The following is a 26,708-nucleotide window of genomic DNA, read 5'->3' as shown; positions in this document are numbered from 1 at the left end:
CCCCGACCGCGAGCCGCTCGCACCGCGCGGCCTCGTCCTCGCTCGCTCGCCCGTCCACGAGGTCGCCGCGCATGCGCGATGAACCCGGCCGGCTGATCGAGACCGTGCTCGCGCCCGGCATCGTCCGCTGGACGATCAGCCACCCGCGCAAGCGCAACGCCCTCACGCCCGCCATGCTGGCCGCGATCGAGGCCGGGGCGCGGGCGCTCCGCGGCGAGATCGTCGTGCTCGACGCCGCCGCCGGCCCGTGCTTCTGCGCCGGCTTCGACCTCGACGCCTTGCCCGAAGGACAGGTCGACGCCGCGGACGCCGACGCCCCCGACGCCCCGCTCATCACCGCCACTGCCGCCCTGCAGACCTGCGACGCCCTGGTCGTCGCCGTCGTCCACGGCGACGTGTTCGGCGCCGGCGTCGAGTTGGTCGCGGCCTGCGATGTTCGGATCGCCGCGCCCGGCGTCCGCTTCACCGTCCCCGCCGCGCGCCTCGGCGTCGTCTACCACGCCGCCGGCGTCGCCCTCCTGCGGCGGGTGTTCGGTCCGGCGCTCGCGCGGCGGATGTTGCTCGCCGCCGACGGCATCACCGCCGAGGAGGCCGACCGCGCCGGCGCGCTCGCCGGGCTGCACCCGCAGGACGAGCTCGCGCGAGCCGGCGAGGAGCTGGCCGCCCGACTACGTCGGGGCGCGCCGCAGAGCCTGCGGGCCCATCGGGACCTGCTGCGCGCGCTCGACCGCGGCGGACCGACCGCCGAAGAGCTCGCCGCGCACGAGCGAGCCCGCCGCGTCGCCTACACCAGCGACGACTTCCGCGAAGGTCGAGCGGCCGCGCGGGAGCGTCGTTCGCCGCGCTTTCGCGGCGGTTGAAGCGCCGCGGAACAATTGTTTGTTATCTTCCGCGGCCTCATGTCCGTCAAAGACCAGATCGAAGCCAAGCTGCGCGAGGCCCGCCTCGCCCGCGACGAGGCGACCAAGAACGTCATCGGCATGCTCAAGAGCAAGATCCTGCTCGAGCTCAAGTCGGGCTCCGGCGCCGAGGACAACGACGCCCTGTGGCTCGACACCATCAAGTCGTACGTCAAGCAGCTGAAGAAGACCATCGCCGAGTACGAGAAGCTCGGCGAGCGCGGCCAGCAGCTGCTCGGCGAAGCGAAGTTCGAGCTCGGCTTCTGCGAGCAATTCATGCCCAGCCGCCTCGACGAGGCCGCCACCGAGGCGCTCGTGCGCGAGGCCGTGGCCGCCAACAACATCACCGACCCCAAGCAGGTCGGCAAGCTCGTCGGCATGGTCATGAAGAATCACAAGGACGACGTCGACGCCGACCTGCTCAAGCAGGTCGCCACCCGCGTCCTCTCCGGCGGCTGAGCCGTCACCGTTGCCAGGCGCGGTCGCTATATCCGCCGGTCCGCGCCGCGTCACACCGCGTCGTGCTGCCAGCCGACCCGTTCCGCCAGGTCGCGGATACGGGTCGCCGCGTACGCGAAGTCGCCGGGCCATCGCTGCTCGTGGTCGGTGATGACCACGGGACGCTCATCGTTCCTCCGCGGTGCTCGATCGCCGCACCTCGCGGCCACGCCGATTTTTTCCCTCAGGAGCCTCGTTGCGACCGCACCGCGTGGACCCGGGCGATCGCCGTCAGCAGCTGATCGAGCGTCGACAGCCCCAGCGAGCGCAGCGCTGTCGGCAGGTCGGCTCCGAGCCACCTGACCTCGGTCTCGTACCACTGCAGCAGCGCCTCGCGCGACAGCCCCGTCTCCGACCAGCCGCTCTCCCCTGCGCTCGCCAGCGCCTCGCGCACCCGCCCCAGCTCGCCGCGGCGTTGCAGCTCGAGCGTCACCAGACTGCGCACCGCCGTCGCGTACTCGCGGCCGAGCAGTTCGACGATCGCCTCCGCCCGCAGCAGCGCCTGCGACCCGGCCAGATCGAGCCCCTGCTCTTTGAGCCATGTACTCATGGCCAGCTTGTCGCGCAGCCCGAGCGCGCGGCGGATCCGCTCGGCCGCCGCGCTCATCGCCGCCCCCTCGACCTCGAGCCCGCGGCGCTCCGCCTCCGCCTCCGCCAGCGCCAGCAGCAGCGCCCCGCGCCCGCGCTCCTCGCCGCCGGGGGACAGCAACGCGTGCAGCGCCAGCGCCTCCTCGCGCGGCGCCGTCGCCTCCGCGCGCGCCGTCGTCGCGACCATCGACTCCCAGAAGCTCGTCGCCTCGAACTCGAACGTCGGCACGTGGGGCGGCATCGCCTCGCCGCCCGCGTCGGTCATGGCCCGCAGCAGCGCGATCGCGTCGTCGCGCTTGCGGTTGGGGCGCACCCGCCCGACGAACGCGCGCAGCCCCGCCAGCTCGTCCTCGCCGATCCCCAGCCCGGGCGCCGCACGGAACAGCGCCGGCCACGAGCGGTCGGCGTAGAACGTCGCCTTCGCGTGCGCCAGCAGCCGGCTCGCCGTCGCCGCCGAGATCGAACCTGCCCCTTCGGCCATCTCGAGCCCGTGGCGGATGTTGACCAGCGCCTCCGACAGCGGCCTGAACCCCGACTCCGCCGCCCCGTGGGCCACGGCCACCTCGTCGTCGTCGGTCAGCTCGCCGCTGGCGAACGCCGCGAACACCGCTCCCACGCCCTCCATCCCGAACGTGTGCAGCTCGGCCGCCCGCAGCGCCCCCATGCTCGCCGCCCCGAACACCCGCACCCCCCGCGACAGCGCGAACAGGATCTCCTTGTGCCACACCGCCGGCACCGAGTTGAACAGCCCGTCGACCAGCCCGATCGCCCGCGCCCCCTGCCGCGTCACCGCGTCGTACACGTCCCCGAGCCGCGCCGGCGGCAAGATGTTCGCCGGCGTGTGCAGCGACGCCTCGGCCACCGCGAGCGTCGGCCCGAGGAACACGACCATGCCGCTCATGACCCGCGCAGCCCCCTCCCCCACGCCCCGTTTCTCGCCGGGGCTCCCTCGGAGACATGTCCCCGAAGACATGCCCTATCAAACAGTCGATCGTCCTGCCCTCCCTCGAAGACATGTCCCTGAAGACATGACCATCCGACCACTCGGACGAGTCCCCGTAATCGTCGGCACCACGCTCCCCGCACCGACACGAGCGGGGCCCGAGACGCTCGTCGCGGGGCGGCCCGGGGGCGGCGAGCAGGGGACGCAGCGAGGGCTGCTGGCGCGCAGACGCCGAGCCACTCCGCGGACACGCGCCAATCCTTCATCGGCGGCGAGCACCTGGCATGGCAGGTCTCGCGTCGCGAGGGACCCGTGCTCGCCGCCCCCGGGCCGCCCCACCCAGCTCTCCGCCGCCCCGCGCCGACGCCTCGGCCAGCATTCCCCGCACCGCGCATCTCATACCCCCCCACGAGCGCGAGCGCGAGCGCGGGCCCCCGGAGCCATCCCGGAGAACCTGCCCTCGAGGCCAGGTACGATCATCCGCGCCACCGGCACCCCGATCTCCGCCCGCGTCAGGTCGACCAGCACCGCGCTGCTGCACCCGGTCGCCCGCAGCCGTCCGAGCAGCAGCTCGAGGTCTCCCTCGAAGCTGTCCGTCGCCGACGTGGCCCCGAGTCTCCGCCGCCCGGGCGCCGCCGCCAGCGCCGCCGCCTCGTCCGCGCTGCCTTGCGGGTCGGTGAACGCCTCGTATGTCTTGAAAGACAGATCATCGCGGCTCCCCGCGATCAGCGTCAGCCGCGTCTGTATCGCCTCCGTCAGCGCGCGCAGCAGGGCCACCGCCGGGTCGAGGTGACAGCCGTAGCCGCCGCAGGCCCCGCGGGCCGCCCAGCGCGGCGCGCCTGGTCGGTCGACGATCCGGCACGCGTACGCCGGCACCCCGACCTCCGACGTGATCTCGACTGCGCCGACCAGCATCGACGCCGCCGCCAGGCGTTCCAGCACTGCGCGGCAGCTCGCATCGGTCACCCCCGCCAGGTCCACGCCGCTCGCCTCCTCGGCTGTCCCGGCGCTGCGGGCCGTCGCGTCGCGCTCGATCAGCTCGCACAGCGCGTGGACGATCGCCTCGAGCAGGTGGTTGCCCGACGCCAGCCCGCTCGTGCTCTCGATGAACGGCGGCAGCGGCTCGCGTGGGTCGCGGACGAAGTCGACGCTGACGCACGCGTGCGGCACCCACGTCGGCCGATCCTGCAGCAGGTCCCACCCGCGGCACCACAGCAGCGGCAGGTCCTCGCGGACCTCCGCGTCGGCGCGACGCGGCAGTCCGTGCAGGTCGACCACCGCCTCGCCCTCGCGTCGCAGCGCCGTCGCGCGCTCGTATCGCAGCGGCACCGCCACGTGTTCGCCGTGCCACGCCTCGATCGCCTCCATCAGCGCCGACGCGGCTGCGGCCTCGCGGTCGACGCCCTTGCCCTGGGACACGCTGACCGAGCGCGCGTTCGGGCGCACCGCCTGGACCACCGGGATGCCGACGACGTCGAGGCCAGTGACGTCGGCGAGGCGGGTGATCCCGAGGCCCGGCATCAGCGGGCGGAACGCCTGCAGCGTCGCGGCCGGGCTGCGCGTGCGGTGCGTCCCGGCCGTGTGGCCCTTGGCAGCGGCGAGGAGTTGGTCGCCGATCCGTACGGGCATGTGCGAAAGTTCCTGTCCTCGAGACCCTGTCCCCGGGAGCATGCCCCCAGGGACAGGGGTGACCGACGGGCGCCGGGCCCGCCGCCTCAGTTGGCCGCCTGGATCTCCTTGATCTTGGGGCCGAGGTCCGGGTGCTCCGGGTCCTCCTCGATCCCGCGGCGGAGCATCGACAGCGCCTTGGACGTCTCCTTGAGGCCGAGGTGCGCGTTGGCGAGGCGGAGGTAGATGTCGCCGCGGCGGACCATGCCCGACTGGTCGACGTTCTGCAGCAGCATCGCCCGGGCCAGCTTGAGCGAGTCTTCCCACGCGTTCTGGTGGGCGTACACGTCGGTGAGGAGCACCATCGTCTCGGCGTTGGTGGTGTCGATCTTGTAGGCGTCCTTCAGCTTGTCGAGCGCCGTCTTCATGTCCGGCGTCTCGCTGGCGAGGCCGATCCGGGCCATGCGGGTCAGGTAGTGCGCGAGCAGCTTGGTCTTCTTGGGCTGCGCCGAGGCCACCTGCACCAGCCAGGCGTACATCCCGCTGGCGTCTTCGAAGCGGCCGCTGACGAACAGCGCGTCGGCGATCCGGCGGTTGATCTCGATGTCGTCCTGGACGACCTCGTAGACCGGGGCCAGGGCGCGCAGGGCCTCCTCGACGTCGCCGACCTTCTCGACGAGCAGGTCGACGCGCTCGATGATCAGCTTGCGCTGCTCGTCGCCCTCCGCGTAGCTGGCGAGGAGCGCCAGCAGGTACGCGACCTGCTCCCAGTAGCCCTCCTTGCGGCTGAGCTCGAGCAGCGTGCGGGCGGCCTCGATGTTGGCCGGGTGGAGGTGCAGCGCCATCTCGAGGTGCTCGCGCTGCTTCTCCGGCGTGCCGGCCAGCCGGGCCAGGCGCAGCTGCAGGTCGGCGCCGACCGTGCCCTGGGGCTGCAGCGCCGCCGCGCGGTTCAGCAGCTCCTGCATCGCCTCGTCGTTGCCTTGCTGCTCCTCGACCGCCGCCAGGGCCATCAGCGCCGGCACCGAGTTCGGGTCGGTCTGCAGCAGCTCGGTCAGCAGCTCGCGCGCCTTCTCGGACTCGCCGAGGCGCTCCGAGTAGAGCTCGGCCAGCCGCAGGCCGACCTCGCGCCGCTGGTCGACGCCGCCGACCTCGCGCAGGACCGCCAGGAACTGCTCGAGCAGCTCGGCCAGGTCCTCCCACTTCTCGGCGCCCTCGTAGAGCCGCCACAGCGCGACCAGGCTCGGCGTGTGTCGCGGCGCCTCGAGCAGCAGCCGGCGGTGGCGCTCGATCGCCTCGTCGACGTCGCCGAGCTTCTCCTCCGACAGCACCGCCATCTCCTCGAGCACCGGCACGCGCTGGCCGGCCTGCAGCAGGTCGAGCTTGCGCTCGAGCACGTCGCGGACCTCGCGCCAGTGGCCGAGCCGCCGCTGCAGGTTCTCGAGCTCCTGCATCGCCTGCAGGTCGTCGGGCCTGGCCCCGAGCATGTCGTTGTAGGTCGTGATCGCGTCGTCGACCTTGCCGGTCTCGACCAGCAGGTGGGCCAGCTTGAGGCGGAGCGTGCGGCGCTCGTTGTCGTCGGCGGTGATCGTGATCCGCTGATCGAGCGCGGTGATCAGGCCGTCGACGTTCTGGGTCGCCTCGAGCAGCTGCAGCAGCCGCCCCCACGCCTGCTCGTGGCCCTGGTCGAACTCGAGCAGCGCCCGCAGGTCGGCGATCGCCGTGGTCGGCTCGGCCTGCGCCTCGGCGACGTTGGCCGCCTCCTGCAGCAGCGGGATCGACAGGTCCGGGTTGCTCGCCAGCGTGGCGTAGCGGACCAGCGAGTCGTGCAGCGTCGGCAGCTCGCCGGCCGCGCGCGAGGCCATGATCTGCAGCTCGAGCGCCTCGAGGTTGTCGGGGTTCTCGGCCAGCACCGGCGCCAGGGCCCGCAGGGCCGCGGTGTACTGGCGCAGGTCGCGGAGCAGGATCTTGGTCGTCTCGATGCAGAGCTGGCTGCACGAGCGCGACTCCTCGCGGGCGGCGTCGATCGCCCCCGCCATGAACTGCACCGCCTTGATCAGCAGCTGCTTGTTGCCGGCCAGCGCGACCACCCGCTCGACCGCGACCGGGTGGGCCGCGTCGAGCTGCAGCAGGTTGCCCCACGCCTCGAGCGCCTCGTCGGGGGACCCGCCGCCCTCGTCGATCAGGCGGCCGAGGTTCTCGAGCGCGGCGGCGCGGTCGTCCCCGGTCGCGCTCTGCAGGCGCAGCCGCGCCAGCTTGGCCAGGCCAGGCCGGTTGCCGGCCAGGTGGTACGCGTTCTCGAGCGGCTCGATGAGCGCCTGGCCGACCTCGACGCCGGTCTTCTGCGCCCGGTCGAGCACGCGCTCGAGGCCGGCCACCGCGCCGGCGAAGCCGGGTCGCTCGTCGAGCGCGTCGCGGTAGGCCTCGGTCGCGCCGGCGAGCTCGCCGGTGTCGAACTCGGCGTCGCCGAGGCGCACCAGGATATCGGCGCGTCCGGCCTGTCCGACGGCCAGCTTGGCCGACTCGCGCAGGGCGCGGGCCAGCAGGCGCTTCTCGCCGCCGGCGCGGGCCAGGCGCTCGATGTGCCGCGCCGTCGCCTCGTCGGCGATCCCGGCGTCGAGCATCGCCGCCAGCAGGCCGAGCGCGCGGGCGCGGTCGCCGAGGATCTCCTCGGCCACGCCCGCCGCGGCCTGGGCGATCAGCAGCCGCGCCGCCGGCTCGAGCGACTCGTTGGCCGCGCGCCGCGCCAGCGACTCGACGTGCTCCTCGGCCCTGTCCAAAAGGACAGACAGGCGCGCCGTGTACTCGAGGACAGGTCGCATCTCGTCGGCGGCGACGCGGTCGAGCAGCAGGTTGGAGGCGACGAGGCTGCCGCTGGGATCGTTGAGCCGCTCGTAGCGGATCTTCGCCAGCTGGCGCAGCGCCTCGGCGGCCTCGGCCGGATCCTCGGTGAGCTCGGAGCGGGCCTTGTAGACCTCGGCGAGGTCGGCCCAGCGGCCCATCTGCTCGAGCTGGGGGATGACGAGCGCGGCCGCGGCGTCGGAGCTGGCCTTGTCGCGGACGAGCTGCAGCAGGTCGCCGATCGCCTCGGAGTGCCCGGGCGTCACCTGGAACACCGACTCGTAGTGGGCCATCGCCCCGACGGAGTCGGCGAGCGGGCCGATGTGCAGGCGCGCCACCTCGAGCAGCAGCGTGACCCGCCGCTCGCGGCTCGGCGCGATCGCGGCGCGCTCGAGGACCACGTCGCCGGCCTCGCGGTGGCGGTCCTGCGCCAGCAGGGCCGCGGCCAGCATCGCCAGCGCCTCGTCGTCCTCCGGCGCGTCCAGCAGCAGCGCGCGCAGCGTCTCGATCTCGCCCTCGCGGTCGGAGCGGGCCTCGCGGTGGATCCGCGCCAGCTCCTTGCGCAGCGACGTGCGGACCGCCGGGTCGTCGGCGGAGTCGATCTGATTGCCGATCACCGCGATCAGCAGGTCGTACGCGCCGCGGGCGGCGTACAGCCGGCGCAGGCGGTTCATCGCGTCGGTGCTGTTGGGCTCGATGTCGAGGATCCGCTGCCACACGCCCTCGGCCGCCTCCGGCTGGCCGAGGCCCTCCTCGACCAGGCGGGCCAGGCGGCGCAGCAGGACGATGCGGTCCTCGTCGTCCTCGGCGACGGCGACCCGCCGCTCGAGCACCCCGCGCAGGCCCTCGAAGTCGGCCAGGCCGGCCAGCGCCTCGTCGAGGAGCGCGAGCACTTCTGGCTGATCGGGCATGACCTCGAGGGCATGTCGCAAAGTGCGGGCGGCGCCGTCGTTGTCGCCGATGTCGATGGCGATCTGGGCCGCCTGCAGCTCGAGCGCGACGCGGCGGTCGGCGTCGGTCTGCAGCGTCTCCGCCTCGGCGGCCTGCAGCAGCGCCTGGCGCAGCTCGTCGAGCCAGCCGTGGGTGCGCGCGATCTGCTGGATCTCGGCGTCGAGCGCCTCCAGCACCCCGGCCGGGCCGGGCTCGGCGAGCGCGCGGGCCAGCGTGCGGAACGCGTACGCCTGGCCCTGATCGAGGCCGCCGTAGTAGGCCGCGATCTCGCGGTAGATCTGGTGGCGCTGCGCCGGGTCTTCGGTCTGCGTCAGCTGCCACTCGTCGACCGCGATGAGGCGCATCGTGTTGCCGGTGGCCTCGTAGATCGGCCGCAGGACCGCGAAGATCCGCACGCGCTGGGCCTCGTGCGACTCGGCCATGCGCTCGAGCGCCCCGACCGCGCCGACGCTGCCCGGCTGCTCGCTGAGCAGCAGCTCGACGGTGTCGAGCGCCGCGTCGACGTTGCCGAGCCGCTCCTCCTGCAGGTCGGCGATGTTGAGCAGCACGACCTCGCGGTCGGCCTGCCACTCGGTGCGGACCAGGCGCTCGCGCAGCAGCTCGATGAGGTCGTCCCAGCGCTCGCGCTGGGCGTAGACCCGCTCGAGCCGCGAGCGCGCGGCCTCGTGATCGGGCTGGGCCTCGAGCACGCGGCGGTAGGCGCGGATCGCCTGGTCGGCGTCGTCGAGGATCCCGAGCGACAGCTCGGCCAGGCGCTGCAGCACCTCGAGCTGCTGGGCCTCGTCGAGCGAGGTGTCGGCCTCGTGCCAGTACGCGGTCGCCAGCTCGGTGTACATCTCGGCCTGCGCCAGCGCGCTCTCGAGCGCCGGGAACACCGTGCGGTCGTCGGGGCGGGCCTCGATGAGGCGCTGGTACAGCGGCACCGCGCGGCGCGGCTGGCCGAGCGCGCGCGACCACAGCTCGGCCGCGTCGCGCACGATCACCAGCGTCTCGTCGCGCTCGTCGCCAGCGGCGGCCTCGACGTGATCGGTGTAGAGCTGCGCCAGGCCCTCGAGCCGGCCGAGCCCGTGGGCCAGGCGCGGCAGCAGCTCGCGCACGCTCGGGTCGCTCGGGTCCTCGGCGAAGGCGCGGCGGGCCGTGTTGAACGCGCCCTCGAGGTCCTCCTGCTGGTCCTCGTAGATCCGGGCGATCTTCAGGAGGATCGGGATCCGGGCGTGGGTGTCGTCGCCGGCCTCGAGCAGGCGCAGCTCCTGGATCTGGATCAGCCGCGGCCAGTCGCCGACGGCCGTGAACACCGGCTCGAGCTGGGCGATGACCTGCGGCCGCAGATCCTCGTCGCTCATGTAGCGGCCGAGCTGTTCGGTGCCGACGACGTAGTCCGGGTCGGCCTTGAGCGCCTCGGCGAACTGCTGCAGGCCCTCGCTGAGGTCGCCGAGCTGCTCGCGGTAGAGCTGGGCCAGGCGCAGGTGGGTGTCGACCAGCTCGCGGCCCGACAGGCCCTCGAGGCGCCGGCGCAGGAACTCGGCCAGGTCGCCCCAGCGCTCGGTCTTCTCGTACAGCGGCCCGAGCACCGCCTGCACCTCGTCGCCGCGCTGCGCCGACGCAGATGTCTTTTCGTACAGGTCGATCGCGTCCTCGGGGCGCTCGAGCTTCGTGCGGTACAGCTCGGCCGCGCGGACGAGGAACGCGTCGCGCACCAGCTCGCTGTCGCTGCGGTCGGCGCGGCGGACCAGCAGCTCGGCCAGCGCGGTGAAGTCGTTCTCCTCGACCAGCACCTGCTCGAGCGCCTCGGCGGCGGCGATGTCCTCGGGGCTGGCCTCGAACAGGCGCTCGAAGGCGCGGCGGGCCGAGTCGTTGCGGCCGAGCACGCGCGCGAGCTGGCCGATCGAGCGCAGCACTCGCTGCTGCACCGCGGGGTCGCCGAGGGTGTCGACGTTCTTGAGGTACGTGTCGTGGACGGCCTCGTGGTGGCCGAGCTCGTTGCCGAGGCGGTCGATGCGGTCGAGCACCTCGACGACCTCGGCCTGCTCGCCGGCCTCGGCCAGCGCCTCGATCAGCACCTCGAACGAGCGCTGCGGATCGCCGAGCCGCTCCTCGTGGGTGCGCGCGACCTGCAGCAGCCCGAGCATGCGGTTGCGACCGGGCGCCTGGTGCCGCGCCTGCCGCTCCTCGAGGTCGAGCAGCGCGCGCCAGTTCTGCTCCGCCTCGTACAGCGGATACAGCACCTTGATCACGCGCTCGCGGATCTCGTCCTGCGACAGGTACTCGGTCAGGGTGGCGCGGGCCCGCTGGTCGCGCGGGTCGAGGCGCAGCACCTCCTCGAGCAGGTCGGTGGCGTCGGCGTAGCGGCCGAGCTTGTCGCCAACGACCTCGGCGGCGCGGCCGAGCAGCTCGGCCTTGCGCTCGTCGTCGGTGGCGAGCGCGATCAGGCGGCGCAGGCCCTCCTCCGCGTCGGGCCAGCGCTCGAGGTCGATGTTGAGGCGCACGATCGCGTCGAGCGCGAGCTGGGTCTCCTTCGGCGCGACCGCGAGGTCGACGATCCACTGGAACGCCTCGATCGCCTGGTGCGGATCGCTGAGGTGGTCGCGCTGGATCTCGCCGACCTTGCGCCACAGGCGGGCCTGCTCGAACGGGTCGTCGGTGCTCATGACGCGCTGACGGAGCACGCGGCACAGCGCCTCCCACTCGCCGCCCTCGACGTAGATCCGCTCGAGGGCGTCGAGCGCCTGGAAGTTGCCCGGGTCGATGTCGAGGACCTCGACGTAGGTCGCCGCGGCGCCCTTGAGGTCCTCGAGCTTGTCGGCGTGCAGCTCCGCGATCTCGAGCAGGATCCGGACCTGCTCGGCGTCCTTGTCGACGTAGCGGAGCAGCCCGCGCAGGCCCTCGACCAGCGCCCGCGAGTCGCCCGCCGCGCGGTGCAGCCGCGTCAGCGCCAGCGTGGCCCGCTTGGCCAGGTCGACGTCGGCCGGCTCGAGCGCGAGCAGATCGGCGTAGGCCTTGCGCGCGCCGTCGCGGTCGTCGAGGTGGGCGTCGAGCACGACGGCGATCCGCGACAGCAGCTCGATCTTCGCGCCCGCGTCCGGCAGCTTGCCCAGCGCCTGCTGCCACACCTCGACCAGCTCGCGCTGCTTCTCGAGCTCGACGCCGAGGCGCTGCAGCTCGGTGCGCGCGTCGGCGCGGCGCGGGTCGAGCAGGTACGCCTCGCGCACCGCCGCGAACGCGGCCTCGGAGTCGCCGAGCTCGTTCTCCTCGATGCGGGCGATCTCCAACAAGTGCGCGGTGGCGGCGTCGGTCGAGCCGAGCGACTCGGCCTGCTGCCGGCGCACGCGCAGCACCCGGACCTGGGCCGCGTAGTCCTTGACCGCGAGGTAGATCGGCTCGAGCAGGTTCGCGACCTGCAGCTGCACGTCGGGGTGATCGAGCAGGCGCTCGAGCAGCTTGCGCGCGGCCTCGTTGTCGGGGTCGGCGGCGATGACTCCCTGCAGCAGGTCGACCGCGCCGTAGGCGTCGCTCAGCTTGTCCATGCGCAGCGCGGCCCGCCGGCAGGCCAGCTCGTGGCGCTCGGCGTCGCTGTCGACGCGCTCGGCCCAGCGGCCGAGCAGCTCCTCGAGCGCGTAGTGGTCGTCCTGGCGCTCGCTGAACTCGTACATGCCGGCCAGGGTGGCGACGGCGCCGAGGTCCTCGGGCACGAGGTCGAGCAGCTCCTCCGCGGTGCGGGTCGCGATCTCGCGGTTATCGAGCACGTCGCGGGCGATGGCGATGATCTTCTCGAGCAGGCGCTTCTGCTCGCCGGCGTCGAAGATGATGTCGGCGCGGCGGCGGTAGAGCTTCATCAGCTCCTCGTGCGCCTCGCGGCGGGTCAGCAGCTCGTCGAGCGCGTGGTAGGCGACCTCGTGGGTCTCGTCGCGGTCGAGCAGCTCGGCGAACGCGGCCTCGGCCTCGTCGTACTGCTGCAGGTCGTCGCGCAGCGCGACCGCGCGCGACAGCAGCAGATCCTTGTAGAGCGCCTGGGCCTCCTTCGACACCTGCTGGCCGGCGGCCTCGGCGGCCTCCTCGGCCTTGCGCATGTTCTGCAGGATCTGCCCGTACGCGCCGGCCACCAGGTCCATGCGCTGCAGCTCGCGACCGGTCCGCTCGACCTCGCCGCGCAGCGCCGCGTCCTCGGGGTTCATCACGAACAGCTCGCGGCGGACGCGGAGCGCGTCGGCGCGGCGGCCCCCCATCTGGTCGTAGAGCCCGGCCAGGCTGGTCAGCTGGGTCGCCCGCGCGCCGGCGTCGGGCTCGGCCATGATGATGACCTCCATCGCCTCGGCCTCGCGGCCGTGGTCGTGGATGCTGCGGTAGTACGGCAGCAGCCCGCGCATGATGGCGAGCGCGCTCGACGGGTCGAAGCGGCGCAGCACCTCGAGCGCGTCGATCGTCGGCAGGTGGTCGGGCTCGAGATCGAGGATCTGCAGGAAGCCGGCGATCGCCTTCTGCGAGTTGAGCAGGCGGGTCGCGTGCAGCTGCGACAGCTCGAACAGCACCGGGATCTGGTCGTTGCCGAGCTCGACCGCGTCGAGCCGGCGCTGCAGCACCTCGGCCAGCTCGGCCCAGCGGCCGCGGGCGCGGTACAGCCGGGTCAGCGCGTCGAGGGCCTCGTTGTCGCCGGCCGCGAGGCCGAGGACCTCGCGGTAGGTCTCGATGGCGGCGTCGAAGTCGCCGACCTTGTGCTCCTGCAGCGCGCCGACGCGGCGCAGCAGCGGCAGGCGCACGTTGTTCTCCTTGGTGACCGACAGCCGCTTGAGGAACACGGCGGCGAGGTCGGCCCACTGCGAGGTCGCGGTGTAGATCTCCTCGAGCGCCGCGTGGGCCACCTTGTTGGCCGGGTCGAGGTCGACGACCTGACGGTAGAACCGCTGGGCCTCGAGCGGCTCGCCGAGGCGCTCGCGCGAGATGGTCGCCAGCTTGTCGAGCAGCTCGAGCCGCTCGCCGGTCTCACAGTCGGGCGCGGCGATCCGGCGCTCGTAGATCTTGCTCAGCGCCTCCCAGCCGTCGGCCCGCTCGGCCGCCGCCTCGAGGCCGGCGCGCAGCACCTCGTCGGTCGGGCGCAGCTCGTAGGCCCGCGCGGCCCACTGCAGCGCCAGCTTGGGGTCGTTCAGCTTCTGCAGGGCGATGTCGCGCATCACCGCGATGAGCTCGAGGCGGTCGTCGTCGTCGCTGACGCCCGCCAGCAGCACCTCGTAGGTCTGCAGCATCCGCGTCCAGGCGCCCTGCTCGCGGTAGATCGGCAGCAGCTCACGCGCCACCGCCAGGTCCGTGGGCCGCAGCGCCAGCACCTTCTCGAGCGCCCCCAGCCCGCGCTCGGGCGCGTTGAGGCGGTCGCGGGCCAGGCCGGCGATCCGCTGGTACAGGGCGATCCGCTCGTCCTCGTCGGCAAGCTGCTCGGCGGCCTCGTAGAGCACGTCGAGCACCTCGCCGAGGCGACCCTGCGCCTCGTACAGCGCCACGAGGTCGTCCCAGCGGCGCCCGGCGACGTAGGCCGCGCGCAAGGCCGTGCCGGCCTCGACGTGGCTGGGATCGAGCCGCGCGACCGCGGCCCAGGTCTCGATCGCGGCCTCGGGCTGCTGCAGGCGGTCGGCCTGCAGGTGGGCCAGGCGGCCCAGCAGCTCGACCTTGCGCACCGGCGCGGCCGCGGCGTCGATCTGGCGCCGGAGGACGTCGGCGGCCTCGGGCCACTGGCCCTCGCGCTCGTAGAGGCCGATCAGGGCGACGAAGGCCTCCTCGACGTCGCCGTGCTGGGCCAGCACCTCGCGCCAGCCCGCGATCGCCTCTGCGCGGTCGCCCAGCTTCTCCTCGGCGATCCGGGCCAGGGCGATCCGCAGCTCGCAGGCCCGCTCGCCGGTGGCGGTGGCGAGTTCTTCCTTGCGCAGGTCGATGAGGGCGCGCCAGTCCTTGCGCAGCTCGTGGATCCGGGCCAGCGCGTCGCGGGTCTCGCGGTCGTCGGGGGCCAGCCGCAGCGCCTCGTGCAGCGGCTCCATGCCCTTGGTGCTGTTGTCGAGCTGGTCGACCCAGATGCTCGAGATCCGGCGCAGCATGTCGACCTGGCGCGGCACGTCCTTCTCGGCCCGCGCGGCGTCCAGCAGCCGGCCGTAGACGGTGAGCAGGTCGTTCCAGCGGCCCGACGCGCCGTAGGTGTCGGCCAGCGCCTTGATGGTGGCGCCGTGGCGCGGGTTGATGTCGAGGATCCGCTGCAGGGTCGCCAGCGCCATGGCGTCGAGGCGCAGGTGGTCGCGGTACAGCTCGGCGATCTCGAGCAGCCGCTCGATCCGCTCGTCGCGGTTCTCGGGCCGGTCGGCCACGCGGTCGAACTCTTCCTTCAGCAGTTCGACCAGCGCCGTCCACTTCTGCCCCTCGCGGTAGAGCCGCTCGAGCGCCTTGGCGGCCCGCGGGTCGTAGCCGTCCTCACGCAGCACCGAGCGCCACACCTCGATCGCCCGGTCGATGCTGCCGAGCTTCTTCTCGGCGAGGTCGGCCATCTCGTGCGCGAGCGTGAAGCGCTGGTCGGTCTCTTCCTTCTTCAGCGACCGCCGCGCCTGCACCAGCACCTGCATGAGCTGGCTCGCGTCCGAGTCGGCCGAGAACATCTCGCGATAGAAGGCGAGGATCTGCGGGTTGGCGGGCTCGTTGCGGCGGACCCGGCGGAAGTAAGGTTCGGCCTGGGTCGACTGGCCCGACAGCCGCCACACCACCACGCCCGCGAGCAGGGCCACGTCGTTGCCGGCGCCCTCGCGCGGGGCCTTCTGCGCGGCCAGCTTCGCGGCCTCGACGACCTCCTCGTTGCTGGCACCGTCGAGGATCATCCGGCCCATCACCTTCGCGGCGGCGTCCCCGGAGCCGGGCTCCTGCTTGGCCTCGGCGCGCGCCGCCGCCAGGTCGACCGAAGCCAGCGACGCGGCGAGTTCACTGCGCCGTGCCGGGTCAGACGGTTGGGTCAGGAACTGAAACAGGACGGAGCGGAGTTCGGACATAGAAAGCCTCGAGAGGCGACGCAGCGGGGCCGCGTCCGCCGAGCGAGCGGCATGCGAAGGCTGCCATAGGGTGGCGAAGATTTGCGGCCTTCGCTAGGTCCTAATGCAGTCGCGACCCGAGATCGCGGCGCGACTCGGACGCCCCCGGATTCACCCGTCGTCCGGCTCGATCGGGGCCGCCTTCGCGACCTCGGCCGGGCTCGCCGTGCAGAGGGTCGCTAGCGTCACCGCGGCCGCGGCCGAGACGTTGAGCGACGCGACTCCGCCCGCGCCCGGGATGGTCGCCAGAAAATCACAGGAGTCGCGAGTCAACCGGCGCAGTCCGTGACCCTCGCTCCCGAGCACGACCACGAGTGCGTCCGGCATGCCGTCCGCGGCCAGCCGGCGCAGGTCCGCGCCGTCCTCGGCAACCGTGCCGACCACCCAGAAGCCGGCCTCCTTCGCCTGCGCCAGCGCGCGAGCCAGGTTGGTCACCTGACACAGCGGCAACCTCTCGGTCGCGCCCGCCGACGCCCGCACCACCGTCGGCGTCACCGCGACCGAGCGGTCGCGGGCCCAGAAGACCCCGCTCGCACCGAAGAATTCGGCGCTCCGCACGATCGCTCCGAGGTTGTGCGGATCTTGCACACCGTCGAGCGCAACCAGCAAATGTTTCCGACCTTCGGGTGGCGATCCTTCAAGTAACTCTTGAAGGTCCCACGCGCGCGGGGGGCGGGCGATGGCGACGACCCCGCGCGCCAGTTCGGGCGAGATCACCGCGGCGATGGCGTCCGGTGTACAGACATCGATCGCCACCCCGGGCGGCACATGACGCCGCAGTTCGAGCTCGTGCCCGGGCAAGGCGAGGATCCGGCGGACCCGGTTCGGCGCGCCGCGCAGCAGCTCGACCACGGCCCGCTCGCCGGGCACGAGGTAGTCGTCGCGCGTCACCTGCGGCTGCCCGGGACGCTGCGGTCCGCGCCCGTCCCGGCCGTGCGAACCCCGCCGCGCCTCGTCGCTCCCCGGGCCGCGCGCGGGCCGGCCCTCGTCTCGCGCTTGCGGACGGCCCTGCCCGGCCGGCGGGCGCTGGCGCCGGCCGTCGCCGCCGCGGGCCCGTCGATCGGGGCTGGAGGGCGCGTCAGCGGCCCGAGGGGCGCTCCGCAGGGGTGAGCGAGACGGCCGGTTCGGTCGCGACAAAGCGACCGCTTTCTACCCTGAGCACGGCCGCCGCGGGAGGGGGCGCCGCCTCGACGCCGGCCCACGCCTGGGCCACGGCCCGGTAGACCAGCCAGGCCTGGTCCGGCGGACCCGAGCCCTCCAGCGCCGTGTACGCCTCGGTGAAGCCGGCCGCCTCGGGCGTCTCCCACCCGACCGGCGCGACCAGGACGCCCTCCAGCACCTCGTGCCCGGGCCCGATCGCCTCCGGCGAGCTGCCCTCCGCGGTCGACAGCACCGGCACCCCGGGCTGCTTGGGGCGGTCGATCACGACCCCGTCGCGGACCATCTGCCGGACCACCAACTCGACGCGACCGAGCTGATCCGGGATGAGCACCGCCGCCGTCTTGAGGCTCGAGCGGACCGGGCCGAGGACCTTGCTGAAGCTCGTCGTGTTGGCCGGATAATAGATTGTTTTCAGAGACTTCACTCCTACTTTCGGAAGTGACTTCTCGAAGGCGGCCACGGCGCGTTTGCCGTACGCGTTGTCGGGCGCGAGGATCACCGCGGTGGTGCGGTTCGCGCGACCGACGGCCTGCGCGAGCGCGGCGGCGCGGGCCTCGAGCGTCGGTGCGACCCCGAGCACTTGCGGACCCGTGCCCTCGCCCGGGACCACCAGCCGGACCCGGCCGCCGCTCGCGGCGGCGACCTCCGCGGCGGCCTCGACGTTGCCGGGGCCGACCGGGCCGACCAGCACCGACGCGCCCGACGCCAGCAGCGTCGCGGCCGCTTGCTTGGCCTCGGCAGGGCTGGAGCCAGAGTCCTCCCAGGCGACCTGCAAATTGCTGCCGGCGGCACCGGCGAGCACGCGCACCGCCGCGGTCGCCGCCGCCAGCTGCACATCGGCGAGCCCGGCGAACTTGCCCGAGCGCGGCAGCAGCAGCCCGATCCGCGGCGGACCGCCCGCGCCGGCGACCTGGCACCCGCCGACCCACGCCGGCGCCCCGGCGGGCGCGCGTCGACCCGCGCGCACGAGGAGGCACTGCGCCGCCGGTGTGCCGGCGGCCTTGCGCGCCGTCTCCTCGAGCGTCGCTGCGTCGAGGCCGCGCCACTGCTCGCGCATGCGGGCCTCGGCGAGCGCGGCCGCGGCGCTGCCGTCGGGAACGACCTCGCGCCACTGCGCGTAGGCCAGCGCTGCGCCCGCCCGATCGCCGAGTCGCTCGCGCGCCCGCGCGGTGGCGAAGAGGAGATCTTGACCGCGGTCGCCGCGGGTCGCCGCCGCGATGGCTTGCAGTGCCGTCTGCGGATCACCGACCTCGGCTTCGGCGAGGGCACGCGTGCGACCGAGGTCTTCGGCGAGCTCGCGCTCCGGCGGGGCGAGATCGATCCCCTGCGCGCGGGCCTTCGTGACGTCTTCGAGACCCGCGCGGGCCGACGCCAGGGCCGCCGCGTAGTCACCGCGATCGAGGCTCGCGCCGGCCTTCACCTGTTGCGCCGCGAGCCGGAGGTTGAGCGGCGGGTCGCGGGCGAGCAGGCGATCGGCCGCCTCGACCACGGCTGCGCCGGAGGGGTCCTTCTGGCGAGCGGCCTGCACGGCGTCCCACTCGCCCTGGAAGGCGGGGTCGACGTGCCCGGGATCGACGGCGCGGATCGTCTGTGCCGCCGGACCGACGGCCTGGGATCCACGACAGGCGCCGAGCACGGCGAGTACGACCGCGGCGTGGACCAGCGCCCGACCGAGCGGGTGTCCGAGCGTCTTGTGGGGGCCGCGACCCGGCGCTCCCGGTCGCAATCGTACGGGCAGTCGGCTCATGGTCGGCGAGCATACGCCGGCCGCCTCGACGGGCCCAAGCAATCGGCCATGCGTCCGCGACGAACTCGGCCGCGCGCGAGCGCCGTCCGAACCATGGCACGCCGTGCTATACGAAGCGGACCATGTCGATCGGCGACGGGGAAGACCTCGACGACTCCGGCTTCGGCGAGACCAGCCGTTACGCGGCCCACCTCGACCGCGGGTGGTCCTTGCTCGATCGCGCCGACTACGAAGCCGCGCGTCAGTCGGCGCTGCAGGCCCAGCGGATCCGCCCCGACGCGCCCGACGCTGCGGTCCTCCTCGGCGCGATCGCCCTCGCCGAGGGCGATCCGGTCGAGAGCCTGCGCTGGTACGACCAGGCCATCGAGCTCGATCCCGACTACTTCGAGCCCTACGCCGCCGCCGCCCAGATCGCCCTGTTCGACCTCGGCGACGCCGCCCGCGCCCTGCAGTTCTGCGACGACGGCCTCGGCGTCGAGTCGGTCAGCGCCATCGACGCCCTCGATCTCGAGCTGCTCGGCGCCGAGTGCCTCGTCTCGCTCGGCCGCGACGAGGAGGCCCGCGCCCGCCTCGACGCCCTGCGCGAGCACCCGCTGTTCGCCGCGATCCTGCGCGCCTCGCTCGAGGCGGGCGACCTCGAAGCTGGCGATGAGGACATGTCCTTGAATTCATCCTCGTCGCAGTCCGAGGTCGACCTCGACAGCTCGGTCAAGCGGCGCCGTCGCCGGCCGATCGTCCGCGACGACGCGCCCGCGCCCGCGCGCAACGACGACGAGGACGACGACGCCGGGGACGAGGCCGAGGCCGCAGAGGCCGCCGAGGCCGCCGAGGCCGCCGAGGCCGCCGAAGCCGCAGTGGCCGAGCTCGACGAGGACGAGGACGGCGAGCCGCTCGACGAGGAGGAGCGCAGCGCCCAGGTCCAGCGGGTGCTGCAGTTCATCCTGCGCATGTGCAGGCTGTGGCTCGACCTCGGCGCGCCCGAGTCCGCCCTGCCCGCCCTGCGCGCCGCGGCCGAGCGCTTCCCCAACAACGGCGACGCCTGGCACCTGCTGAGCGAGGCCGAGTACGCCCGCGGCGACGCGCGCGCCGCCTGCCACGCGGCCCTCCGGGTGTACCGCCTCGATCAACAGCACGCCCCGCCCAAGTGGCTGCCGAGCCCGGCGCAGCTGCACCGCAAGGTCGTCCAGATCTTGAGCAGCTGCCCCGACGAGACCCTGCGCGAGCTCGGTCAACGCCGCGCGGCGCTGGTGCTGCTGGTCCACGAGGTGCCCTCGCTCGAGCTCGTGCTCGAGGGCGTCGATCCGCGGATCAGCGCGCTCAGCCTGGCCACCCGCGGCGGCGGCGACGACGAGCCGCCCGAGCTCACCGGCCTGGCGATCTACCGCCGCAACCTCGTGCGCCTGGCTCGCTCGGCCGAGCAGTTCGACCACGAGCTGCGCTTCGCCGTGCTCGAGGAGCTGGCCAACTTCTTTCAGCTCAGCGACGCCCGTCGCGAGCGCCTCGGCCTGCCGCCCCTCGCCGGCGACCTCGACTACGTCGACGAGGAGCCCCTGCCCCCGCCCCCGCCCGCCGTCGAAGAAGACGAACCCTCGGCCCCGCGTCGGCGCCGGCGCAAGAAGAAGCGCATGCACTCCTGAGCCGAAGGCTCGGGCCGCGCCTTCAGGCGGCTCGAGCATCGCTCGCGCAGCGACACGCTGCGCGGGTCATCCTCGCCGGCGATCGTCGCGCCGCTCGCTCGCGCTTCTCGGCTTCGCTCGACGCGAGCAGCTGTCGCGCAGCGACGTCGCAGGCATCACGAGTCCGCGTCGCCGGTCCTTCGCGCTCGTTCGCCTCGCGATCATCAACACGCCGCGCTCCCTCGCCACGAGCGTCACGATCGCCGCGCTCGCACATGCGACTCACTCACTCGCCGCCAGCGTCACTCGCCTCGCGGCGACGCACCCGGCTCAGGGGCCGCCGAACGCGTCGCTGAATTCCGCGATCGTCGACATCAACCCGCGCGGCACGTCGACGCCGTCGCGGGCCATCTCTCGCAGCGTGCGCTCGTAGTCTTCGAGGCCGGTGCCGGGGATCCGGGTGATCCGGTCGAGCGCGCCGCGGAGCTGCTCGATGATCTCGTCGGACATCAACCAGCCGTGGACCGCGTGCAGGCGGAACACGCGGTCGAGCCACACGCCCGAGGATGACTTTTGGGCCAGGGCGATCAGGCACACCACGCACGACTTGGCGGTGGGGTGATCGACCGGCACGCTCGAGCCCATGAGCTGATTGGTCAGCGCGAGCGCGTAGCGCTCGGCCTCCTTGATCTTGCCCATGTTGAGGCTCTTCTGGACCAGCTGGCTGATCAGCGAGGGGAACTGGGTCTCCTCGTGGGGGCCGATGGTCTTGCGCAGGCTGTCCATCGGATCGTCGATCGGCGCCTGGCTGCCGTCGCTGATGATCGCTATCACCTCGCGCCCGATCTTCAGGTTGTCGCCGTGGACCAGCTGCGTCTTCACGCGACCCGGCAGCCGCTGACCGTTGAGGAACGTGCCGTTGCTGCTGTCGAGGTCCTCGACCTGCAGTTCGTTCGCGGACACGTGGAGGCGCGCGTGGTAGCGCGAGGTCAGGTCATCGTCGAGCGTGAAGAAGCAGTCGCTCATGCGCCCGACCAGGTGGGACCCAGTGGGGAGGGACAAGGTGCGCCCCCCGAACTTGATCTTGAACTGCGGCACCGCGGCGCCCATGGTAACGCAAGTGCCGGGGCGCCCCCAAGCCTCACCGCGCTGCTCCACGCCCCCAGGCCCGTCCCCGTAGCGGCGGGAAGCCCGCCATGGCCGCTCGCGGGGCCCGCCGGCCCGGCCGGCTAGCGGACCAAGAACTTGACGTCGGGCTGAACCTGGCCGCCTGCGAGGGTCACGCGGACGACCTGGCCCCGCGTGGTGCCGCCGGAGCTGTCCACCACGAACACGGTCGAAAGCTCGGGCGCGTTTACGATCCGGGTCGGGCCGGTCAGCACGACGCTGGCGGTCGTGACCTGGGCGTCGTACGGCGAATAACCCAGTTTCGTGCCGAACGACTCGCGGGCCCGGCCGGGGATCCGCGAGCGCCTGAATTCGGCGAACTCGGCCGGCCACAGCGCGTCCTCGGTGCCCGGGATCGGCGCAGCCAGGTCGAGCAGGCTGGTCAGATCGAGCACGAAGCTCATCATCGGGTTGCTGTAGCGGATCGCCGGGACCGGGCGCTGACCGTCGTCTGCGGGCCCGTAGCTGAAGAAATGGTACAGCGCGCTGAAGGTGTCGGGCCGCAGCGCCTTCGGCCGCTCGATGTCGATGAAGCAGGGGTTCGGGGCCCCCCCGTCCGGGCGCTCCGCCTCCGCCGGGCAGCTGGGGATCGGCCACAGCGGGTTGTGCCGCGTGTCCTCCTCATCTGCGCCCAGGCGGATCCGGCTCGTCAGCAGGTTGGAGACCTCGGGATCTTCGAGGCACTCGCCCGTGTCGGGATCGGCCTTGACCTTCTGCGGCAGGAAATCGAACGCCCCCGTCGTGCCGCGCACCACGAAGCTGTTGCGCGCCAGCACCTGGTAGCGGATGAGCTCGCGGAAGCACGCGGGGCCGGGCAACGGCGTCAGCGCGCAGTCCTCGTCGGGCCCGCACGGGCGCGTGCACTGGCCGTCGATGCACAGCGGGTAGTCGGGCGACAGCACCGCGCAGTCGCTGTGGCTCGCGCAGCCGTTGTCGGGCTGAGCTGGCCCACAGGACAGGCGAGCCTCGCACTCGACGAAGCCCGGGTCGCCGACGAAGCCGTAGTCCGGCGAGCAGCACGGCAGCGCGCCGTCCTGGCCGCAGTCGGGCTCGTCGTCCGGGCGCGCGCAGGTCGGCTCGCCGTCGACGGTGCGACCCGCCACGTGATCGCCGCGGCACAGCGCCTCGAGCTCCTCGTCGGTGGCCGGCGTCGACGCCGACGCGCCCTCGGGGCGCATCATCACGTACGACTCGACCGGCTTGTCCAGCACCTGCAGCCACAGCTCCTGCTGGAAGGCGCGGGTGATCGCGAACTCGCGCCGCGCCCCGCCGCAGTCGTCGCGCAGGAACGGGCGGCAGATCTGCAGCAGCTGCTCGCGCGAGGCGTCGTACGCGATCTCGGACACGCACAGCCCCGGCGAGTTGGCCGGCGCATCGGGGTCGAGCAGGCAGTACTGACCCGCGCCGCAGTCGGTGTCGGCCGAGCAGCCGAGGATGAACAGCTTGTCGCCGCCCAGCACGCCGCGCTCGCAGAACTGCGCCGTCTTGTCGACCAGCCGCGTGTCACCCGCCTCGGTGCTCAGGCAGGTGCCCGCCTCCCAGCCGGGCTCCTCGCACACGAGCTGCCCGCTCGAGCTGGTGGTGCCGGGGATCTCGCCCTCCCAGAACAAGTTCCACGTGCCGCTCGCCCACGTCGGGTAGTCGCGCACGACGGCCCGCACGACGTCGTTGGCGTAGAGGCCGGACGTCATGACGTCGTCCTGCTCCTCGGCCCGCGCCAGACGATCCTGATCGATCGTCGACACCGGCGGCGACAGGGCCGGGCCGATCTGCTCGCAGTAGCCCGTCTCCTCGTTGTCGCTCTTGATGCACTTGACGTCGTCGCAGTCGTTGTCGTTCTCGCACGACACGCGGGTCTGATACGCGCGATCGATCCGCCGCAGGCTCGGCGCCAGCGTGCGCGTCACCGTGGCGTCGGTGAGGCCGCCCGGCAGCAGGCGCTCCGGCTCCTTGTCGTCCATCCGCGGCAGGTTCTCGATGCTGGTGCTCGGCAGCGTCGGGTCGACGTTCGGCCACAGCGAGTGCGGCGGGACCTGGGCGTCGAGCACGCCGAGGTAGTCGTACGTGTCGCTGACGCCGCTGCGGCCCTGGAACTGATCGAACACGCCGAAGATCAGGCGGCCGAAGCTGGTCGTGGCCACGCCGACCACGCCTTTGCCGGTGAAGGGCGACGAGATCACGCGGTTGTCCGACACCGCCTCGCCCGTGTCGGCGCTGCCCGACGGGCAACGGCCGTAGCTGCCGCCGGCCATCTCGACCGCCGTCGGGTCGTACCACTTCTGGAACGTCCAGTCGGTGATCAGCGAGCCGTTCGGCCCGCGGATGCCCGGCCCGCGCGCGAACGGCCGCCGGTCCGGCGGGTTCTCCCCGGGGAACTCGGCCGGATGGCAGGCCGTATTGGTCACCGCGGTCGGATCGACCTGCGTGTCGCACTCGCTGCCGAGCTCGGTGCGGTTGGCGCTGAGCTCGCGGCGGATCACTCGCGTCGAGCCGTCGCCCGCGAGCACGTAGAGGAACTGATACGGCTCGGGCACGTCGGCGCCGCTGAGCATCTCCATCGCCGGCGTCGGGCGGATGGCCGAGATGCCCTGCGCCGCCGGCAACTCGAACTCGAGCGGGTCGTCGGTCCACGTCTTGCCGTCGAAGCGGAGCTCGTAGATCGTGTCGGACCCGAGCCCGCCGACGTACAGCGAGTGGTCCTCGATCGCCTTGTCCGCTTCGTCGACGCAGCCGGTCAGATCGGCCGGCGGACTGACGAGCGCCATCGCCAGCGGGTACATGCCGTCGGGGTCGCCGGCCGGCGCGCTCGCCAGCGCCTCGGCGTACTCCGGGTCGAGGAACTGCTCGGCGCAGTCGACCGGGCACACCGGATCGGCGCCGCTGTCGACCACCGTGATCGCGTCGTTGTCGGGGTCGCGGACGAACTGACGGCTCTGGAGGATCCGCTGCGTCCGCAGGTCGACCTCGGCGATCAGCTGGCACGACGGGAAGGTGACGTACACGCTGCCCGGGTTGGCCGGATCGCAGCCGAGCGTCGCCTCGCCGCTGTTGCTCAGGTCGGGCGGCACCGCGAGCACCTGCCCGGGCCTGGCCCCCAGCGGCGTGCCGTCGGCCCGGCGCGGCACCACCGTCGACACGTACGCCGCCGGGTCGTCCTCCGGCGGCTCCTCGAACGCGTACGCGGCCAGCCCGCCGACGTCGAGCACGCTGAGGTCGCAGCTGCCGAGGTTGCCCGAGATGGCGAAGCAGCCCGCCTGCAGCCCGGTGGTCGCCGTCATGCTCGACGGCACCTCGCCGGCGCTGATGAGCTGGGGCCCGGGCGCGGAGATGTTCATGTCGATGACCGAGCCGGCGCAGCGGCTGAACATCGCGATGTCGTTGCGCTCCGAGTTGGCGACGAAGCCGACCAGCCGCAGGTCGCCGCACACCGACTCGGCCACCGCGTCGGAGCACTGCTCGAGCGACTGCGGCGTGTACGTGCCGTTCTCGTGGCGCACGCACGCGAGCGCGACGTCCAGCGGGCGGTCGAGCACGCGGTTGGGGATCACCTGGTTCTGCCGGTTGCCGCAGCCCGCGGCGGCCGCGACGAGCACGACGAGCGCGGCTGTGGCCGTGAGGTTCACACGCGTGGTGGCGGAGCGGCGGGTCATCGAACTACTGCTTGTAGGGCGTTTGCAGGCCGATCCGGGCGATCTCGGCGAAGCGCGTCGGCCGGTCGCGGGCCACGTCGATCACGCTGACCGTGGCGTCGAGGGTGTTGCCGACGTAGAGCAGCCGACGCGCCCGGTCGACGATGATGGGGTGCGGCCCGGCGCCGGTGGCCACGTTGGCGACCACGCGGAAGCCGGACAGGTCGACGATGAACACCTCGCCGGGGGTCGGGCACGACACCGCGGCGTACTCGTTGGCGCCGTCCTCGAACAGCGCCATGCGGCTCGGCCCGCTGCACAGCTCGACCAACCCCGCCGACTCGTCGCGGGTCTCGCCGCGCTCGTCGACGCTGGTGTCGACGAACAGCAGCGCCCCCGGGCTGCTCTGCACCGCGAACAGGCGCCGGCCGTCGCGCGAGAAGGCGATGTCGCCCATCTGCCCCGAGCCTTGCGGCACCGTGAAGCCGACCGCCGAGGTGAAGCCGGCCGAGAAGATCTGCGGCGTGCACAGCAGCGCCCCCGGCTCGCCCTCCTGCACCGGCTCGGGCTCGGCGATCCGCTCGCCCTCGATGTCGATCGGGAAGCCCTCGGCGTCGAGCCGCGCCTCGCCGACGCACACCTGGTCCGATGTCGGCAGCGGCTCGTCGGGCGTCAAGCGGGCGAAGAACAGCCCGGTGCGGAAGCTGCTGTAGATGAGCGGGCGCCCGCAGTCGACCGGCTCGCCGTCGGCCGTCTCCGGCACCTTGGTGACGTTCGGGACCTGCGAGCTGCCGGGCACACATGGCCTTTCGGCCATCCCCCACCCGCCGCCGCCGAGCGAGTCGCCGATCAGGAACACCTGCCGCGCGTCGACGATCATCGGCTTCGTCGGCCCCAGCGGCAGCGGCACGGGCTCGATCACCCCGCCCGTCGTCGTGTCGGGGTTGGTGTCGCCCGTCGTCGTGTCGTCCGTCGTCGTGCCGTCCGTCGTCGTGCCGTCCGTCGTCGTCGAGTCGCCCGTCGTCGTGCCCGTCGTCGTCGAGTCGCCCGTCGTCGTGCTCGTGCCCGTGTCGCCGCCCGTCGCGTCGGGGTTCGACGGCAACTCACCGCTCACCGGCACCGCGAGATCGATCAGCACCACCTCGGGAGTGGTAGCGAACGTCACGAACGCCCAGTGACGCAGCTTCGAGATCAGGATGTTCGAGGGCTCGGGCCCGATGCGGTAGTTGTCGGAGTCGTCGAAGGGGTAGCGCAGCGCGTGGGCCTGGTCGCCCGAGCGGGCGCAGCGCCCCTCGTCGAACAAGTCGGTGGTCCCCTGCCCGCACTCGAACCGCAGGTCGGTCGGCGCCTGCGGCTTCTTCGGGTCGAACGGCGTGTCGAGGCCGCCGCTGAGCTCGACCCACGTGATGCTCGGGTCGGCCTTCACCGTCGCCAGCAGGTAGGCCGTCTCCTCGGTCTTCATCCACCCGGCCAGCGCCGTGATGAAGCTGCCCATCCGCACCGACAGCGGCCTGTCGGCCTCGCCGTCCTTGTCGTCGTCGATGTGGGCGATGACCGCCGTGTCCTCGCACTCGATCACCTGCGGGCGGAACGCCGCGTGGCGGCAGGGCGCCTTGGCGTCGACCTTCTCGCCGACGTCGCGCACGCTGGCCCGGATCCCGCACGCATCGGCCTTGGCGGCGGCCGAGCAGGTGCCGTCGTCGACGCCGTGCAGGCACATCTGCGAGCAGTTCATCCACGCGGCGAAGAAGCGGTCGAGATCGACGGCGACCAGCGAACCTGCGTTGTAGGCCAGGTTGCTGTTGGCGTTGGCGACGAACAGCCAGCGCGCGGTCTCGGTCTCGGGCACCCGCGGGTCGAGCGTCAGCGCCGCCGGGAAGTAGATCCCGGCGTTCTCGGCCGAGATGCCCTGATTGCGCCGCTCGCAAGCGCTCAGCGCGGCGAGCACCGCCAGCGCACACGCGAACGCAGACTTGGGGCGCGACATCGGCGGGACCCTAACACAGCCGCGCGG

At 72.9% G+C, this 26,708-nt stretch carries 11 protein-coding genes; 3 read left to right on the top strand and 8 right to left on the bottom strand.

Annotation, left to right across the window (positions count from 1 at the left end; genetic code table 11):
- The first annotated feature begins 71 nt into the window (after positions 1-71).
- Positions 72-860, top strand: a complete 789-nt coding sequence (locus K7C98_RS20465; RefSeq protein WP_224193383.1) for an enoyl-CoA hydratase/isomerase family protein — start codon at positions 72-74, stop codon at positions 858-860.
- A 39-nt stretch (positions 861-899) separates the two neighbouring features.
- On the top strand, positions 900-1,358 hold the full coding sequence (locus K7C98_RS20460) for a GatB/YqeY domain-containing protein (RefSeq protein WP_224193382.1): 459 nt from the start codon (positions 900-902) through the stop codon (positions 1,356-1,358).
- 223 nt (positions 1,359-1,581) lie between these two features.
- Here K7C98_RS20460 and K7C98_RS20455 read toward each other — a convergent pair whose 3' ends face one another.
- From K7C98_RS20455 to K7C98_RS20435, 5 genes are all read right to left on the bottom strand, one after another.
- Positions 1,582-2,910, bottom strand: coding sequence for a TfuA-like protein (locus K7C98_RS20455; protein WP_224193381.1), 1,329 nt, complete (start codon positions 2,908-2,910; stop codon positions 1,582-1,584).
- Between the two features lie 414 nt (positions 2,911-3,324).
- Entirely contained in the window at positions 3,325-4,557 is a 1,233-nt protein-coding gene (locus K7C98_RS20450; RefSeq protein WP_224193380.1) for a YcaO-like family protein, read from the bottom strand.
- An 86-nt stretch (positions 4,558-4,643) separates the two neighbouring features.
- Complete coding sequence (locus tag K7C98_RS20445) at positions 4,644-15,335, bottom strand: tetratricopeptide repeat protein (protein WP_224193379.1); 10,692 nt, start codon at positions 15,333-15,335, stop codon at positions 4,644-4,646.
- 150 nt (positions 15,336-15,485) lie between these two features.
- Positions 15,486-16,265, bottom strand: coding sequence for a 23S rRNA (guanosine(2251)-2'-O)-methyltransferase RlmB (rlmB, locus tag K7C98_RS20440; RefSeq protein ID WP_224193378.1), 780 nt, complete (start codon positions 16,263-16,265; stop codon positions 15,486-15,488).
- A 187-nt stretch (positions 16,266-16,452) separates the two neighbouring features.
- Complete coding sequence (locus K7C98_RS20435; RefSeq protein ID WP_224193377.1) at positions 16,453-18,282, bottom strand: ABC transporter substrate-binding protein; 1,830 nt, start codon at positions 18,280-18,282, stop codon at positions 16,453-16,455.
- Between the two features lie 122 nt (positions 18,283-18,404).
- Between K7C98_RS20435 and K7C98_RS20430 the strand changes: the two genes are divergently transcribed.
- Positions 18,405-19,919, top strand: coding sequence for a tetratricopeptide repeat protein (locus tag K7C98_RS20430; protein ID WP_224193376.1), 1,515 nt, complete (start codon positions 18,405-18,407; stop codon positions 19,917-19,919).
- Between the two features lie 309 nt (positions 19,920-20,228).
- Here K7C98_RS20430 and K7C98_RS20425 read toward each other — a convergent pair whose 3' ends face one another.
- The 3 genes from K7C98_RS20425 to K7C98_RS20415 all read right to left on the bottom strand — a co-directional run bounded on the left by K7C98_RS20425 (position 20,229) and on the right by K7C98_RS20415 (position 26,681).
- The gene (locus K7C98_RS20425) at positions 20,229-20,996 is read right to left on the bottom strand and encodes an FHA domain-containing protein (RefSeq protein ID WP_224193375.1); all 768 of its coding nucleotides are present in this window, start codon (positions 20,994-20,996) and stop codon (positions 20,229-20,231) included.
- 131 nt (positions 20,997-21,127) lie between these two features.
- Positions 21,128-24,715: a hypothetical protein gene (locus K7C98_RS20420; RefSeq protein WP_224193374.1), complete on the bottom strand. Its 3,588-nt coding sequence runs from the start codon at positions 24,713-24,715 to the stop codon at positions 21,128-21,130.
- Positions 24,716-24,719: 4 nt separating this feature from the next.
- Positions 24,720-26,681: a YncE family protein gene (locus tag K7C98_RS20415; RefSeq protein ID WP_224193373.1), complete on the bottom strand. Its 1,962-nt coding sequence runs from the start codon at positions 26,679-26,681 to the stop codon at positions 24,720-24,722.
- Positions 26,682-26,708: the final 27 nt, after the last annotated feature.

It is taken from the genome of Nannocystis pusilla (genome assembly GCF_020073745.1).
GTDB lineage: Bacteria > Myxococcota_A > Polyangia > Nannocystales > Nannocystaceae > Nannocystis > Nannocystis radixulma.
Note: the sequence above shows the minus strand (reverse complement) of the source record. Positions and strands in the feature narration are given on the sequence as shown.